The 14,535-nt window shown below is 61.2% G+C and carries 13 protein-coding genes and 1 pseudogene; 4 read left to right on the top strand and 10 right to left on the bottom strand.

Translation table 11 applies throughout. The features are described 5' to 3' along the window. Positions 1 to 87 precede the first annotated feature (87 nt). Together ABIE41_RS02160 and ABIE41_RS02155 are read right to left on the bottom strand one after the other, a co-directional pair. On the bottom strand, positions 88 to 2,022 hold the full coding sequence (locus tag ABIE41_RS02160; RefSeq protein WP_192643194.1) for a methyl-accepting chemotaxis protein: 1,935 nt from the start codon (positions 2,020 to 2,022) through the stop codon (positions 88 to 90). A 123-nt stretch (positions 2,023 to 2,145) separates the two neighbouring features. Continuing rightward, a complete protein-coding gene (locus ABIE41_RS02155; protein ID WP_192643193.1) occupies positions 2,146 to 3,744 on the bottom strand; it encodes a methyl-accepting chemotaxis protein in 1,599 nt (532 codons plus the stop codon). Positions 3,745 to 3,946: 202 nt separating this feature from the next. Between ABIE41_RS02155 and ABIE41_RS02150 the strand changes: the two genes are divergently transcribed. Next, positions 3,947 to 5,100, top strand: a protein-coding gene (locus ABIE41_RS02150; RefSeq protein ID WP_192643192.1) for an IS3 family transposase whose coding sequence is annotated in 2 segments (ribosomal slippage) — positions 3,947 to 4,196 and positions 4,196 to 5,100 — 1,155 coding nt in all. Because the reading frame shifts where the segments join, the coding sequence is not laid out codon by codon here. On the opposite strand, the pseudogene ABIE41_RS02145 reads toward ABIE41_RS02150, so the two are convergent. Next, positions 5,078 to 5,292: pseudogene (locus ABIE41_RS02145) on the bottom strand (IS110 family transposase); the annotation flags it as partial. The gene ABIE41_RS02150 and the pseudogene ABIE41_RS02145 overlap by 23 nt on opposite strands. Before the next feature lie 122 nt (positions 5,293 to 5,414). Between ABIE41_RS02145 and ABIE41_RS02140 the strand changes: the two are divergent. Together ABIE41_RS02140 and ABIE41_RS02135 are read left to right on the top strand one after the other, a co-directional pair. After that, a protein-coding gene (locus tag ABIE41_RS02140) for an IS5 family transposase (RefSeq protein WP_192643190.1) occupies positions 5,415 to 6,181 on the top strand; the annotation gives its coding sequence in 2 pieces (ribosomal slippage) (positions 5,415 to 5,727 and positions 5,727 to 6,181; 768 coding nt in all). A gap of 621 nt (positions 6,182 to 6,802) precedes the next feature. Continuing rightward, positions 6,803 to 8,608: a methyl-accepting chemotaxis protein gene (locus ABIE41_RS02135; protein WP_192643189.1), complete on the top strand. Its 1,806-nt coding sequence runs from the start codon at positions 6,803 to 6,805 to the stop codon at positions 8,606 to 8,608. Positions 8,609 to 8,974: 366 nt separating this feature from the next. Here the strand turns inward: ABIE41_RS02135 and ABIE41_RS02130 are convergent, their stop codons facing one another. The 6 genes from ABIE41_RS02130 to ABIE41_RS02105 form a co-directional block, all read right to left on the bottom strand. Further along, positions 8,975 to 9,805, bottom strand: coding sequence for a GGDEF domain-containing protein (locus ABIE41_RS02130; protein ID WP_192643188.1), 831 nt, complete (start codon positions 9,803 to 9,805; stop codon positions 8,975 to 8,977). A 152-nt stretch (positions 9,806 to 9,957) separates the two neighbouring features. Beyond that, the gene (locus ABIE41_RS02125) at positions 9,958 to 10,128 is read right to left on the bottom strand and encodes a hypothetical protein (RefSeq protein WP_192643187.1); all 171 of its coding nucleotides are present in this window, start codon (positions 10,126 to 10,128) and stop codon (positions 9,958 to 9,960) included. 704 nt (positions 10,129 to 10,832) lie between these two features. Further along, the gene (locus ABIE41_RS02120) at positions 10,833 to 11,024 is read right to left on the bottom strand and encodes a hypothetical protein (RefSeq protein ID WP_192643186.1); all 192 of its coding nucleotides are present in this window, start codon (positions 11,022 to 11,024) and stop codon (positions 10,833 to 10,835) included. Between the two features lie 108 nt (positions 11,025 to 11,132). Beyond that, positions 11,133 to 11,324 (bottom strand): hypothetical protein, encoded by a 192-nt coding sequence (locus ABIE41_RS02115; RefSeq protein ID WP_192643185.1) that lies wholly within the window; start codon positions 11,322 to 11,324, stop codon positions 11,133 to 11,135. A gap of 656 nt (positions 11,325 to 11,980) precedes the next feature. Then, positions 11,981 to 12,250 (bottom strand): transposase, encoded by a 270-nt coding sequence (locus ABIE41_RS02110; RefSeq protein WP_354191664.1) that lies wholly within the window; start codon positions 12,248 to 12,250, stop codon positions 11,981 to 11,983. Continuing rightward, positions 12,195 to 13,007 (bottom strand): IS256 family transposase, encoded by an 813-nt coding sequence (locus ABIE41_RS02105; protein ID WP_354191662.1) that lies wholly within the window; start codon positions 13,005 to 13,007, stop codon positions 12,195 to 12,197. Before ABIE41_RS02105 ends, ABIE41_RS02110 begins: the two co-directional genes overlap by 56 nt. Before the next feature lie 450 nt (positions 13,008 to 13,457). On the opposite strand from ABIE41_RS02105, the gene ABIE41_RS02100 reads away from it, so the two are divergent. Next, positions 13,458 to 13,997 (top strand): hypothetical protein, encoded by a 540-nt coding sequence (locus tag ABIE41_RS02100; protein WP_192643184.1) that lies wholly within the window; start codon positions 13,458 to 13,460, stop codon positions 13,995 to 13,997. A 93-nt stretch (positions 13,998 to 14,090) separates the two neighbouring features. On the opposite strand, the gene ABIE41_RS02095 is transcribed toward ABIE41_RS02100, so the two are convergent. Continuing rightward, positions 14,091 to 14,414: a DUF736 domain-containing protein gene (locus ABIE41_RS02095; RefSeq protein ID WP_192643183.1), complete on the bottom strand. Its 324-nt coding sequence runs from the start codon at positions 14,412 to 14,414 to the stop codon at positions 14,091 to 14,093. Positions 14,415 to 14,535 lie beyond the last annotated feature (121 nt).

The raw sequence follows: 14,535 nt of genomic DNA, 5'->3' as shown, positions 1-14,535 counted from the left end.
AATTCCTGCACTCCGCATCAGGCCCGTACCGCCTTTGCGCTTTCCCTCTTAGCCGAGGCGGGATTGGCACATGGGCGCATCACATATTCAGATTGGGCTGTAAGTGCTCGATACAGCAGCTGCTGCGAAAGTGTCCAATCTAGCAGTAATCCGCCTGTTCTGACCGATCAACTCATTAGTTGTTTCAGCTATACGGGCTGTGCCTTCCAGCACCTGGCCGGATGCATCTGCTATGGCAGCCATATCGTGAGCAGTCCGGAGGTTGAGCGCTTCCATCTCATTGATGCTGCGGTGGATAACCGACGTTGCGGCGATTTGTTCTGAGACAGCTTTAGTGACGGCCTCGCTGTCGCGAGCGACCCCAGTCATCCGGTCTGCCACAGCCGCGATCATGGAAACGACCTGACTCACGCTGCTCTGAACGTCCGCGATCTGGCGCCCGATTGTGTCTGCTGCCGTCGCCGTTTGCGTGGCTAGTGACTTCACTTCAGAGGCTACAACTGCAAATCCCTTTCCTGAGTGCCCCGCGCGAGCGGCTTCAATGGTTGCATTGAGCGCCAGCAGGTTGGTCTGCCGTGTCAGGTCGCCGATAATGTCAACAACCGCCGTAACGGCATTGGTACGATGGGCCAGGCTCTCGACCGTCGATCGTGCTCGTTGAAACTCCTGAGCCAGTTTCTCCGTGATGCTAACGGAATGATCAGAGCAGGTTCCAACGTCCTGAACCGAACGGAACAGATCATCTGCGGCGCGCGCGATCGTTCGCATTTTGGACACGGAGTTTGTCGTGTTTTCGGATGCCACAGCTACATTGGAGCTTGCCGATCGGGTTAGAGCTGCCACATGCTCAGCTGCCTCCTGCACCTGGGCGTTTCGTTGTTCGAGGCCGGCCACGATTTCTCCAATCGACAAGCGAAGCTGGTCGACGGATTGCTCTAGCATGACACGCCGTCGCTCCTGCCCAGCGCGGCTGCTTACCTCGCGCATTGTGAGGGTTTCGATGGCCAGGCGTGAGGAAGCGGCGGCGTCTGCGGTTGCCTCGTGAGCACGAAGAGCTTTTTCGAGGAGATGAGCTAGGAAGCTGGCGAGAGCAAGCACCGGGATCATTGTGACGAACAGGTCTGGAAGGTGATCGACCTCGACCCCCGGCGCAAATGTTGATGCGATGATCGCCAAAGCGGCTCCACCGACAAGAACCGCTAAATTGAGCCACAGAATAAGCCATAGCACCGTGAAGGTTACCATGGATGGCAGCAGGATCGGCAACAATGGAGAAGGTAACGCCGCTGCCAGCATCATGATGGAGGATGCAACGACAGTTGCGATCGTCAAACCTGTTACAGTGCTAACCGGAAATCGTCTCGGCTGATAGCTTAGCATAACCCCCGTCCCGGCCAAGAAGGCCGCAAACCAGGTCAGCGGTTCCATCTGTACGCGTGCGGCGCACACCGCGAAAGCCACAACTGAAAGCAGGGCGGCTAGAGGCCTGCTCCAACCGATCAACCAACCTTGAATCGTCCTGGCGTCATTCGATCGATCCCGGATAACCACCTCGGCCATTACGCAGCGGGCCAGCTCGCGCAGCAAGGTGTGATCGTCCTCAGTCCATTGGCGCGGCTTTGAGTCGATTGCACAGAGTGACCCTATGACTACCCCTCCCGGCAGCACCAGGGGCATCCCAAGGTAAGCTTGAACGCCGATATCGGGAATTGCCATATTGTCTTTCACAAGAGGGTGGCTCACAGCCTCCTCGACAGTGAATGGCTTGCCGCTTTCGACCACATGCTTGCAGAACGAGTGACTGAGCGGCGTTTCCCTGCGGCTTGCCCATGGTTCCGGCAACCCCTCCGCGCTCTTGAACCACTGGCGGTCGGCGTCCACCAGCGAGATCAGCGCCACCGGCACACCGAGCATATCCTTGGCAAGCCGTGTCAAATTATCGAACGCTGGATCCCGGGCGCTATCCAGGAGGCCGGTGCGCTGCAATGCGCGCAGCCTCTCAATATCAGCCACCTGCGTCATGACGCCATGGACTCCTGGGACGGCTCTGGACGGGTTTGAGCCGAGCGCTTGAGCACGATTGGGTTAACAATCCGGTAGGGATGAGCTTGGAAACGTCGGGGCAAAATGACGTCCCAGTCAGCTCTAGTATTCATCCCACCCCGAGGCAGAAACTACCGCCCGCGGCCTCGGCCGGGAAGTTTGAGTATGCAAAGGGACAATGCGGCCTGCATGCTCCGCAAAATCACGGGAGGAAGAGCCTGACGAAGACTGAATTTTGGTCTTAAATCGAGCGATCAGCTCATTAAGCGTCAAGATTTGATCTCCCAACGCCTTTGCAGACGCGGCGCTTTGCTCGGCCAAAGCTGCGTTCTGCTGGGTGATCTCGTCCATATGGCTGACGGTCTGACTCATCTCGTCGATGCCGTTCGCCTGCTCTGCTGAGGCAGCGGAGATCTCATTGACGCGCGCTGACACCTTCCCCGACGCATCGACGATCTCCTGCAAGGAATCGCCGGCCAACCGGACCAACTTTACGCCTTCGGTGACCTGAATGTCTGAGGAGGCGATCAGCCCAGTGATGTCCTTCGCAGCGTCGGCCGATCGCTGGGCCAGAGCCCGCACTTCGGCTGCCACCACGGCAAATCCGCGGCCGGCATCTCCGGCCCGCGCAGCCTCGACAGCCGCGTTCAGAGCCAGCAGGTTGGTCTGGAAAGCAATCCCGTCGATTACGGTCGTTATGTCGGAAATCTGTTTGGAGGCCTCCTCGATCCGCTCCATGGCACATATCGCGGTTGCTACGATGGAGCCCCCGCGCTGGGCTACGGTTGCGGCCTCGCTGGCAAGATCCACCGACTGGCGGGAGGCTTGCGCAGACGTTTTGACGGATGCTGCCAGTTGTTCGGTGGTGGCAGCGGTTTCCTCGAGGGCGGATGCCTGCTGCTCAGTCCGTGACGACAGATCTCCAGCCCCGCTCTGGATCTCGTTTGAAGCGGCCGCGATACTGGCTGAAGTGGCCTTGATGGTTGAAACCATCGCACTCAGCTTTTCCATCGCCTCGTTGAAATGCTCGGCGATCGATCGGTACTCGCGGGGCATGTCTTCCGACATCCGGTACGTCAGGTCGTTGTTCGACAGGGCCACCATGGCTTCAGTCACGTAGCCAACGGCCTTGTCTCGTTCAAAAGCCAATTCGGCCTCAACGGCCTTGGCCTCGGCCTCTGCCTTGAGGCGCGCCGCTTCAGATGCCTCGAGGTAGACCGAGATGGCGTAGTCCATGTCGAGCAACGCCGCTTTCACGACTGCCCCGATCTCGGCTGCGTGATCTTCGGCATTCCCGGCCCGGCCGCTGAATATCCCTTTGGGCCAGCGTGCCTTTACGATGTCTCCTAGCAATTTCTCCAGGATCAAAGCGTAACCGCCTATATACCACTGTGGAGAGAGCCCAATCCGAGCATGGATGGTTCCCACTTTGGTGACGGCGCTGACATAATCCGCGTCAAAATGTCCTTTCGCGATCCGCTGCCAGTGCAGGTTCTGGCGGTTCTTGGCGCCGTCCATTTGCTGGTCGCTGCTGAAGAAGCTCGCCGTCTCAGGCACCCGCCTCATCTGGCTGTAAAACGCATCAAGGGCTGCGGGAAGCGACGCGCAAATGATCGACTGCGCGTCCGCTATCCGCTTGCAGGCGCTGGCGTCCAACTGCATGAAATGCAGGCGCTGCTGCAGGTCGTTTATATCAGCCATGGAGAGGTCTCGGACGAAGGCAATTGCCAACGTAAACAACAGGCGCACGCAAAATTTAACGTTAGGTAATCGACATCATCGATCCCTAGCCTGGCGTGCGCCTTTTGAGGCGGATAGTGTGACGGCAGGAAATTAACGGGGTGGCGTGCTGCCGGTTTCGTGGACACCGAGATTGGGTGTTTCATGAAGCCGGAGGTGGCAGATGCAGCGAAGACGATTTGGGCGTGAGTTCAAGATCGAGGCGGTTCGCCTGATCAGGGATCGCGGTGTGAGCGTCGCGCAGGCGGCTCGGGACTTGGATGTCCATGAGAATGTGCTGCGCAAATGGGTGAAGGAGTTTGCCGCCGATCCGGCGCAGGCCTTTCCCGGACCTGGTCAGTTGAAGCCCGAGCAGCTCGAGATCGAGCGGCTGCGGCGTGAGGTGACCAAGCTCAAGGCGGAGCGCGACATCCTAAAAAAGGCCGCGGCCTACTTCGCGAGGGAAGCGATATGAGGTTTGCTTTCATCGCGAGGCACCGTTCGATCTGGCCGGTGGCATGGCTTTGCGACGCGCTGGATGTCTCCCGCTCCGGGTTCCATGCCTGGCTGACGCGCTCGCCGAGCCGGCGCTCCGTGGACGACGAGGTGGTTGGCGCCAAGGTCCATGCGAGCTTCAAGGCCAGCGACCGAACCTATGGCGCTCGTCGCGTCTGGCGCGATGTCCTGGCGGAGGGCGTCTCCTGCGGTCTGCACAAGATCGAACGACTGATGCGCGCTCAGGCCTTGCGGGCACGTCCCCGCCGGCGAGGCCTTCCGAAAGATTGCGGCGAGCGGCCGATCTCGGCCATCGCGCCAAATGTTCTCGATCGTCAGTTCACGGCGACGCGGCCGAACCAGCGTTGGATCGCCGACTTCACCTATGTCCCGACGGCCGAGGGCTGGCTCTATGTCGCTGCCGTGATCGACCTGTTCTCGCGGCGCGTCGTCGGCTGGTCGATGAAGGCCGAAATGACGGCCGCGCTCGTGACCGACGCGCTCATCATGGCGATCTGGCGCCGTGGCAAGCCCGACGCCCTGCTGCACCACTCGGATCAGGGCAGCCAATACACCAGCCAGCACTTCCAGGAACTGCTGGCCGAGAACGGGGTCACCTGCTCGATGAGCCGGTCCGGCAACGTCTGGGACAACGCCGCGATGGAGAGCTTCTTCTCCTCGCTGAAAACCGAGCGGATCAGGGGCAAGGTCTACCGCACGCGCGACGCGGCCAGGGCAGATGTGTTCGACTACGTCGAGAGGTTCTACAACACGATCCGCCGGCACTCGACCATCGGCTATCTCAGCCCGGCCGAGTTCGAAAAGAAGGTGGGACTAGCTTAACTGCGCGTCCACGAAACCGGCAGCAGGCCAGGCCCAGTGATGGGCCGTTCCGCACGCTTCCACGCCGATCAAGCACGGCGGAAGCTTCGAGAAGAACGGCAGCATCTGCTTGCGATGCAGCTTCTTCACCAGCACCGTCGCTCCTCTCTCATCGACGCCGTGCGCTTGAAAGATGCTCTTCGCCAGGTCCAGCCAATCGTCTTGATCATCATTGCGCACGCTCCTCTCGCTGGTTGGGCAGCCGGATCGGCACCATAGCGCCGCCGTTGGGCGGGGGCGTCCACATCATCAAGCTCCGAGAGAGGAGCTTGGCGATGGGCCGCTACGAACTCAGCGATTTCGAATGGGCGGCGATCGAGCCGCATCTTCCCAACAAGCCGCGCGGCGTGCCGCGAGTCGATGATCGGCGCGTCCTGAACGGTATCTTCTGGGTGCTTCGGTCGGGAGCGCCCTGGGCGGATGTTCCTGCCCGCTATGGGCCACCGACGACGATCTACAATCGCTTCAACCGCTGGCGCAAAGCCGGCGTCTGGGATCGGCTGATGGACGCGATCACAAAGGCTTACGATGGCGACGTCCAGATGATCGACACCTCGGTCGTACGGGTCCACCAACAGGGTGCGACCGGAAAAAGGGGGGTCGAGATCGTTGTCTCGGTCGCTCGCGAGGCGGTCTCACCACAAAGATCCACGCCCTCGTCGATGCACAGGGGCGCCCGATTCAGCTCAAGCTGACGGCGGGCCAGGCCAGTGACATCGCCAGCGCCGCAGAGCTGACGGGCCACCTCGCTCCGGGCGCGATGCTGTTGGCCGACAAGGGCTACGACGCCAACGCCTTGCGCGCGCTCGTCGGCGAACGCGGAGCCTGGGCCAACATCCCGCCCAAGAGCAATCGGAAGGACCCGATCTGCTTCAGCCGCCACCTCTACAGGGACAGGAATCTGATCGAGCGCTTCTTCAACAAGATCAAACAGTTCCGCCGCATCGCCACACGCTACGACAAGCTCGCGGAGAACTTCCTCGCAAGCCTCAAGCTCGCATGCGTCAGAATCTGGCTACGCGGTAATGAGTCGACGGCCTAGGTAATGCATGTCGCTCTTGATAGCGAACTGGTAGTCGACCGGGTGGAGGGCTTCAACATGCTCGGCCGTCAGTTTGGGCGTGCTCACCGATCGTCGCGAGACTGAAGCCCGGCGCTCCAGCGTGAGATCGATAACTTTGCGCAGTGGCACGGTTTCAGGTGGAGTTGAGAGGCTGGAAGACGCAGGACGAGAGACATTTCTCACGAGCAGCCCCGGCGCGGCCGCGTAAGGTGAGCGTCAATGCGGCGCACGAGGATTGCGCGGCACTGTCCATGGAACGAAATGACAAGCATGTTTACCTGTTTTGAGCCCTGTTGGGGCCGCTGGCCTTGAGGTTCGACCTTGCACCAAAAATAGTATAACTGCCTGGTTGCAACCAATAGAAATGACATGCGAAATCGTCATAAGGGGGGCTCCTATAAGTCATGCGCGAGATAAGGCGGTAAATTTACCTTCAGTTAAGGAGCGCAACCCTACGGTTCATTGCGGCCTAACGCTAGGGTAGATAGCGCGGCGGCCGGTACCTAACGAAGACGGGTGTGCCTTACGATGTCCATTCGCGGACTTATGAGCTTGAGTCGGCTTGTCGCAGAGGCGGCCGCTCTTAGGAGGACCCACGCGGTGATTGAATTCGAGCCCTCGGGCAAGATCCTGTGGGCGAACGACCTGTTCCTCCAGACGGTCGGCTACAGGCTGTCCGAAATCGAGGGGCAGCATCATGCGATGTTTGTCGAATCCGGCGAACGCGCGAGCGCCGATTATCAGCGCTTCTGGTCGCGTCTTGCCGCGGGCGAGGCGATCGAGGCGCAGTTCTTGCGGGTCGGCAAAGGCGAGAGGCGTCTCTGGCTGCAGGCGGTCTACACGCCCGTCGTGAATGCTGCCGGTAAGGTGACCAAGGTTGTGAAGTTCGCCACCGACATCACAGCCCACAAGACCGAGATCGCGAACATGGAGAGCCGGCTCGCCGCTCTCGATAAAGCCCAGGCGGTGATCGAGTTCGACCTCAACGGCATCATTTTGCACGCCAATGCCAATTTTCTCGCGGTGACCGGCTATACGCTGGAGGAAATCGTAGGTAGTCACCATCGCATTTTCTTGGAGGAGAACGAGCGATCCGGCGCCGCCTATACGCGGTTCTGGGAGAAGCTGCGCCGCGGCGAATATGACGACGGCCGCTACCGCCGCATCGGCAAGGGCGGCAAGGTCTTTTACATCCAGGCGAGCTATAACCCGATTTTAGACGCCATGGGCTCGCCCGTAAAAGTCGTAAAGTTCGCTACTGACATCACCGCAAGCCAAGCGAGCGATGAAATCGAGAAAGCTCTGGCTGCAGTATCTGTCGTGATCGAAGCAGCCAGGGCCCAGGATCTCACTCAAAGAGTGGCTCTTCACGATATCAACCCCAAAAGCGTCCCGCTATGCCAGAGCGTAAACGAGTTGGTCGCCACCTTGGCCGGCCTCGTCGGCCAAGTCGCGTTCGCGGCACAAGGGATCGACACAGCGGCCAAGGAAATTGCTGTCGGCGCCGACGATCTTTCACTGCGCACTGAGCAGCAGGCTTCCTCGCTGGAAGAAACCGCTGCGACCACGGAAGAGCTCGCCGCTTCGGTCAAGGCCTCGGCCCAGGCCTCGCGCCAGGCGGCGGCGATCGCCACGGAGGCGATGGAAGCCGCCCAGGCCGGCGGAGCCATCGCCGGTCAGGCGGTCGACGCCATGGCTCGGATCGAGGACGCCTCGACGAAGATTTCCGACATCATCCGGGTGATCGACGACATCGCCTTCCAGACCAACCTGCTCGCACTCAACGCGGCGGTGGAAGCTGCGCGGGCGGGTGACGCCGGAAAAGGCTTCGCGGTCGTAGCCTCGGAAGTCCGGACGCTGGCGCAGCGCTCGAGCGAGGCGGCGAAGGACATCTCGGCGCTGATCTCGTCCTCCAACAGCGAGGTCGGGGAGGGCGTGAAGCTGGTGCGGCAGGTGGGCGAGCAACTCAGCCAGATCCTCTCCGCCTCGAAGAAGGTCGCCGCCACCATCGCCGATATCTCGGCGGCTTCCGGCGAACAGGCCAACGGCATCGACGAGATGAGCCAGGCTGTTGCGCATCTCGACGACATGACCCAGCAGAACGCCGCGATGGCCGAGCAGAGCGCGGCTTCAGCCGGCTCGCTCTCCAACCGCATCGGACAGCTCAACGACCTCGTCGCTGGATTCAGGACGGGGCTCGACGGAGCCTCCAGCGATCACGCTCTGACCTCGAACGAGCCCGCTCGTCTGCGCCAGCTTGCCGAGGGCGCTTTTGCCAAGGAGCAGGCCCCGCGCACGGCGCCCCGGTCTGTGACCTCGAAGCCGCAGGGCGCTGGTCCGGCTCCGGCCCCGGCCAAGAAGGTCGCCAATAGCCGCGCCAGCGACGCCGGCTGGGCAGAGTTCTGACCTTCTGGGTCACGATCACGGTGCCAACGCGGTTCACAGGCGTTATCGAGTTGGCCGGCAACGAGATTGGCGTCAGCGTCTCCGCTGCCCCATGGACGCAGCGGCAGCAATTTCGCAATGCCATCAATTGTAAGGGCACCAACGGCACTGGCCACTATTCGTCGCCGCGCTCAAGCTCGCATGCCGTTGAGGGCACATTGCGGGCCCAGCATCGAGCATGAGTTGGCCGGTAACGAATCGCTGCAGCCGCTGCTGCGGCGCATTCATTGAGTATTGGGCAACCGCGTTCCTTGGCATTTCCGCAGGCGTTCAGGGCGTTCAATGCCAAGCACACCGTCCAGCGCCACTCCTGCCCGGGCGGCTGAATCAGGCTGCCAGAGCAACGGAAACGCGGTTCCGCCCGGCGTGCTTAGCCTCATACAACGCCACGTCGGCGCGCTTCAGGACTACATCGATTGATGGATCGTCAGCCGAGAACGTGGTGAGGCCAGCACTGAACGTCACCGGGCGATTGCGAATTGTTAGCGGTGACGTGGCCGCCAAGTCCGACCTAATCCTGTCCACAATCTGCAAAGCAGCATCGGGAGACGCACCCGGCAGGAGGATTGCAAACTCCTCTCCACCAAGTCGCGCCACGAAATCGCCGGTCCTCACGCCCTGTTGGATGCGGTTTGCAACTAACTGCAGCACCGTATCGCCAGCGTCATGCCCGAGCGTGTCGTTCACCGATTTGAAGTGGTCGATGTCCACGATGGCAACAGCGCAGGGCTGAGTCCGAACAGCGTCGGCGACAAATTCAGTGAAGGCGCGGCGATTGGGCAGGCCGGTTAGGGGATCGCTGGTTGCGACGGCATGCAGTCGCGCAATCTGATCCTCGCTGCGCTCCCTTACGACGCTTATTGAGGCGCAAAGGTCGCCAATCAGGTCCCGCCCAGCGGAGGGCAAATCTGCGATTGCGCGGTCGGCGGCATAGGCGTGAAGCGCGGCGGTTGCAGCTTTCAAAGGGCTCAGCAAATGGTTGATCGCAGCAAGCGTGCCAGCCGTCCCGGCAAGCGTTGCTAGCAGCAGCGGCAAAGCCACGTCGATCTTCATATCGTCGAAATGGAAAGCGACATACGCCAACAATGGGACGTGCACGCCGACGAAGCACACGGCGAAAATACGTAGATCGAGTCGGGTCGGGAACAAGTGGTTCATGATAGCCCTCAATTCGAGGAGGGCGACCTATATGACCAAGCGTCATTGCTCAAGCATGCGACGCTGGTTTTCTTTCTACCTAGTAACGGGCACCGCACGCAGGCAAGGGATCGCGTTAATGCCTCATTAAGCAGCACGCAGCACGCCGGTGATTAACCGACCTCGGCCGGAGGAAGGCCCTCGTAGACGCGAACAGCGGTGATCAGCGCTTCTATCTCCTGCGCTGTCTCAGACAGGCGCCGCAAAAGGCGCTCGATATGCTCCAGTGCCTCGATCTTTTGCTGTTCGCTGGTGATCGCAAAGGGAGTATGCGCGGAAATCATTGTGAGCATGTCCGGTTGAGGCCCGCCCCCCCTACGCCGCCGCAGGGTTGCGGTCTATGGTAGCTGCTGCGGCCGGGTGACGCAGGGTCACGGCTGCGGCGCCGCTGTGCGGCTTCTGCAGCGGGACCGGGGCTGTTGGCGCGGCATGCCAGCCGAAGGCGAAGGTCGCTGCCGGCGCCTCGTTTGGGGCTTCGGGCTGGTGGGGCTCAGGCGCAGGGCGGGCCGCAGCAATGGCTATGTGTAGTAGATCAGGCCGCCGGGTTTAAGTCCGATAGGGCTGCGAAGCGATGGAAGACGGTCGTATTTCAACAAGACAAATACATCTCCAGGCGCCCAAACCAATCTGACAAGCTCAGAATCGCGGCATCGCGGCCGGTAACTCGCGTTGGCTATAATGCTTCGACAGACGAATCTGTCAGTAATTTCGGTAGTATCTGCTCGTCTGTCACAATATGATAGCAATTTTCTCCTTCAACAGTCACAGCCCCCCGTTTTCACTCGGACAAGATTTGGCGATTTCACTTTGAGCTTGGAGGACAGCACTCTCCTTCGCGGAGCCTTCATAGCGATTGGACACTGCAGCCCCCTTTAGCTGCCGAAGGTGGCGCGCGGCGCCGCTGCAGCCTCACCGGCAGGCACGGACGGACTATGGCCTATGCCATGGGTGGGATGCGGCCGGGGCTGAATACATGGCGGTGGCTGCGCTAGCCCTGCTTCGCGCGGCCGGGCTTTAGTAGCGGCTGTTTAGCTCCGGTAGGATAATTCCGGTCGAACGCGGCGACCGCCTCCATGATCTCGGCAATCTCGTTCGTTAACTCCTCGCGCCGCTTCGTCAATTCTTTGGCGCGCGCTAGGGCAATGTGGCGGCTTTCGACGCTTTCCAACAGTAGCGGCATGCAGCGCTCCTTCCTCAGGGGAGTGTCCTAGAGGAACGCCTAATCTGCAATGGGCATGGTGCCGCGTCTGCTCTGCGGGCGGCACGCGCCAAGTGGCGGTGGATGACTTCAGTTGAGCTTGCCGCGCTGCTTAAGCGCAGCGGCGCGCGCGGCATCGCGCTCGTATCGGGCAACGGCGAGTTGCAGGAGTCGCGCCTCCGAATCCGCCTCGCTGCCGGGCAGACAGGGTAGAAGCACAAATAGTCGCTCGATTGCGGCTGTGTGATCTTCGGTCGAACGAATGGCGAGGAGATAGTTCACTGTATAGGATCCAATTGGGGCCGCACGCTTTGGCCTCATTCCCTCGCGCTGAGTTTGATCTAGATCAACCTTTGCCGCCACGACCGCTCTGTGCGCAGTGGTTCCGTAAATCGACGTGAACGATCCGTTGACCCGTTGGTCGATAGAGACGCCGTGAACTAATGAGGTGCCTGTGTCGAGCGGATTCCAGTTCGTAGTGACTATCCGGACGCCGCCCACTGTTCAGGTGTTCGCCGTCGCAGCGGCGAGTCCAACGGAGGCCGAAAGGACGCCCGAACGCCATCCTGGGCATCAAGAGCGGCGTGACAATCGAACTTCAACGGCGCCTGAATGTCGACGATCTGGCGAACCACAGGCTTAAAGCCGGCTGCGTTGTGAAGCTACGCTAGGCTGAGCCTGCTGCAGCCCCACGGCCCTCTCCAGTCCTGACAGCTACCAAATTCGAAACGTCTGAATCGACTTAGAGCCCGTCCCGAAAGGGTTGAGCAGCTGGGGCACCCGTGGTTGCATGGGGGAGTTCAGGGTTGTGGCCCTGATGGTGGTGTAGCTTCCGAGTGCCACAACGATGCCAGCGTTGACCGGGCTGGTCAGACCAACACGGCTGGCATGCTGACGATAGGATCATCGCTGATCGGCGCGATGCTTTCCAGCGTAATTCAGCGGGCGCGCTGGACAGCCCATTCATCGCTCTGTTCGAGGAGGATCGCGCCGACGAGGCGGGTGACGGCAGCCTCGTTGGGGAAGATGTCGACGACCTCGGTCCGGCGCTTGATCTCGCGGTTGAGGCGCTCCAGCGGGTTGGTGAGCGGAGCTGGCGCGATGCTGTGCCAAAGGCTATTTAGGCGAGCACATCGGTCTCGGCTGTATCCATCAGGGCGGCGAGCTTGGGAACCGCCGGTCGGAGCTGATCGGCGACCCTGCGCCATTGCTGGCTGGCCGCTGCGGCATCGTTCTGGGCGAAGGTGGTGGCGATGAGGCCGAGACGACACGGCGTCCGCTCCCGCCGGCATGAGCCAGGGCATTGCGCATGAATTGAACCCGGCAGCGCTGCCAGGTCGCGGTCAGCACCTTCGAAACGAGCGCCTTGATACCCTCATGGCCGTCGGAGACGACAAGCTTGACACAGCCAAGGCCGCGCCGCGCCAGCTTGCGCAGGAAGGCCGTCCAAAAGGTCTCGGCCTCGGAGAGGCCGATATCCATGCCCAGCACCTTGCGCTTTCCGCAGCTGTTGACGCCGACGGTCAGGATCAACGCGACCGAGACGATCCGGCCGGCCTGGCGCACCTTCACATAGGTCGAGTCGATCCAGAGAGAGGGCCAGTCGCCCTCGATGGGACGATCGAGGAAAGCCTGCACCCGTTCGTCCATCGCCTCGCAGAGACTGCTGACCTGGCTCTTAGAGATGCCGCTCATCCCCATTGCCTTGACCAGGTCGTCGACCGAACGGGTCGAGATGCCTGGATGCAGGCTTCTTGAATCACGGCGGTGAGTGCCTTCTAGGCCATGCGACGCAGCTTGAGGAAGCCTGGGAAGTGGCTGCCCTTCCGCAGCTTGGATACGCAGCTCAACCGAGCCGGCGCGCGTCTCCCAGTCCCGGTCGCGATAGCCGTGGCGCTGCGCCAGACGCTCCGGGCTTTTCTCGCCGAAGCCGGCGCCGGTCAGGCCGCCGACCTCCAGCTTCATCAGGCGCTGGGCAGCAAAGCGATCATCTCGCGCAGAAAGTCAGCGTCAAGGCTCTTTTCCAGCAGCCCGCGCAGGTCGATCATATCGTCGGTCCTTGGGGATCTCTCGGTTCAGGGTTGGATCTCGCAACCAAACCCAACCGGCAATCGCGCATGACCACTCTCAGTTACACCATCCTATGGGACACGACCAGCGGGAGGAGGAGTTCGATGCTGTGGCGGTGAAGTCTGATCCGTGCGTTGCCGAACAGCGGGCATGAATTGTCCGATGGACTGATTGAGTTCTGCGTCCGCGCGTCGCGCTTGAGCGCGACGGATGCACAGGTGTGGCTAATTTAAATTGATTTGTTCTGATTTGGAATGAGTTGTTTTGATGCGATCTGATTTGAGGTATGCGAGCATCTTACGAGTTATAGGCTAAAGGAATCGGCTGGGTTCTTAAGGCAGGCGAATGGCGAACCGATCGAGCATCAACGACGCGGATCTGCTAAAGGGTGCAAAGGCTATCGCGGCCGATATGCAGGGGCCGTCCGGGGAGCGCTTGAAACTGGCCAGGGTAATCGACGTTCATCTTGACTGGTTCGAGCAGGCCCGCCGCCGCGGCCTGGAATGGAGCGACATCGTCGCTTTGCTGTTCCGGGCGGGAGCGGCCCGAGGCGATGGGAGGCCACTGGCTCGGGCGCATGTCCAGTCGCTTGTATGGCGAAAGCAGTATGCGGAGCGCCAAGCGGCCGACGATACGCCAGCACGCGGTGCGATTTCGCCCGAAGCCTCGAAAAGGACGGCCAGATCGCCCGCGCCGCGCAAGAATTCCAGGCTCGCGCCTGTTGGACGCCAGCGGAAGCCTGGCAAGCAAGCCGATGCCGCCGCTACTGCTTTAACTGAACAGCCGGTGTGCGAAGCGGCTGCAGAGAAGCTTGACGCGCAGTCGGATGGCAATGCGCTGCTCGCCTACATGAGACGAGCCGCGCGCCTCAGGCGGGAGGAATAACCCGAGCCGGGCGCGCATCTGCGGCCGGCTCGTTTGCGGCAACCATGTCGAAGCCCCGCCCGGTGTCGTCGGGGCAGGGCATCGTCTGTTGCCTCATTCGCCGTTGCGACGGGCGGGGCGGGACCAGATCAGGCTGTAGCTCTCGTCCTCGTCGTCGAAGAGGTTGGCGTAGATCGGGCCGGTGAAGCTCGGATCGTCCAGTTTCAGGCCGAGATAGTCGCGGCCCTCGTTGGAGCGCTTGGACCAGGCGGCGCCGATCTCGGCGCGTCCGACGAAGACGCGGTGGCTGGGGGCGTTCTCGCCTGTGCTGCGCGGTTCGGGGACGATGCGGACGCCCTTTGCCTGGACACTGAGGGTGACGATGTCGCCGGTGAACTCGTTGGTGGCGGTCTTCTTGAAGGTGCCGATGGTGGCCATGTTGTTTCTCCTCGATCTTTGCTTCGAGCCGCACCGTCGCGGCCTCGATGGCGATCGGTTGGCCGAAGGCGAGCGCCGGCGCACCCCCGCAGGGGCGAAGACAGCAGAGGAGGAAGTTTCT

It is taken from the genome of Bosea sp. OAE506, from assembly GCF_040546595.1.
Lineage (GTDB): Bacteria > Pseudomonadota > Alphaproteobacteria > Rhizobiales > Beijerinckiaceae > Allobosea.
The sequence above is the reverse complement of the archived record's forward strand: the minus strand, read 5'-3'. Positions and strand labels throughout refer to the sequence as shown.

Bases quoted from the DNA above. Each gene is read 5' to 3' on its own strand.
- ABIE41_RS02125 (WP_192643187.1), bottom strand. From the start codon at position 10,128: ATGATTTCCGCGCATACTCCCTTTGCGATCACCAGCGAACAGCAAAAG.
- ABIE41_RS02095 (WP_192643183.1), bottom strand. From the start codon at position 14,414: ATGGCCACCATCGGCACCTTCAAGAAGACCGCCACCAACGAGTTCACC.
- ABIE41_RS02105 (WP_354191662.1), bottom strand. From the start codon at position 13,007: ATGAAGCTGGAGGTCGGCGGCCTGACCGGCGCCGGCTTCGGCGAGAAA.
- ABIE41_RS02160 (WP_192643194.1), bottom strand. From the start codon at position 2,022: ATGACGCAGGTGGCTGATATTGAGAGGCTGCGCGCATTGCAGCGCACC.
- ABIE41_RS02120 (WP_192643186.1), bottom strand. From the start codon at position 11,024: ATGCCGCTACTGTTGGAAAGCGTCGAAAGCCGCCACATTGCCCTAGCG.
- ABIE41_RS02130 (WP_192643188.1), bottom strand. From the start codon at position 9,805: ATGAACCACTTGTTCCCGACCCGACTCGATCTACGTATTTTCGCCGTG.
- ABIE41_RS02100 (WP_192643184.1), top strand. From the start codon at position 13,458: ATGGCGAACCGATCGAGCATCAACGACGCGGATCTGCTAAAGGGTGCA.
- ABIE41_RS02155 (WP_192643193.1), bottom strand. From the start codon at position 3,744: ATGGCTGATATAAACGACCTGCAGCAGCGCCTGCATTTCATGCAGTTG.
- ABIE41_RS02110 (WP_354191664.1), bottom strand. From the start codon at position 12,250: ATGGCGCAGGGTCGCCGATCAGCTCCGACCGGCGGTTCCCAAGCTCGC.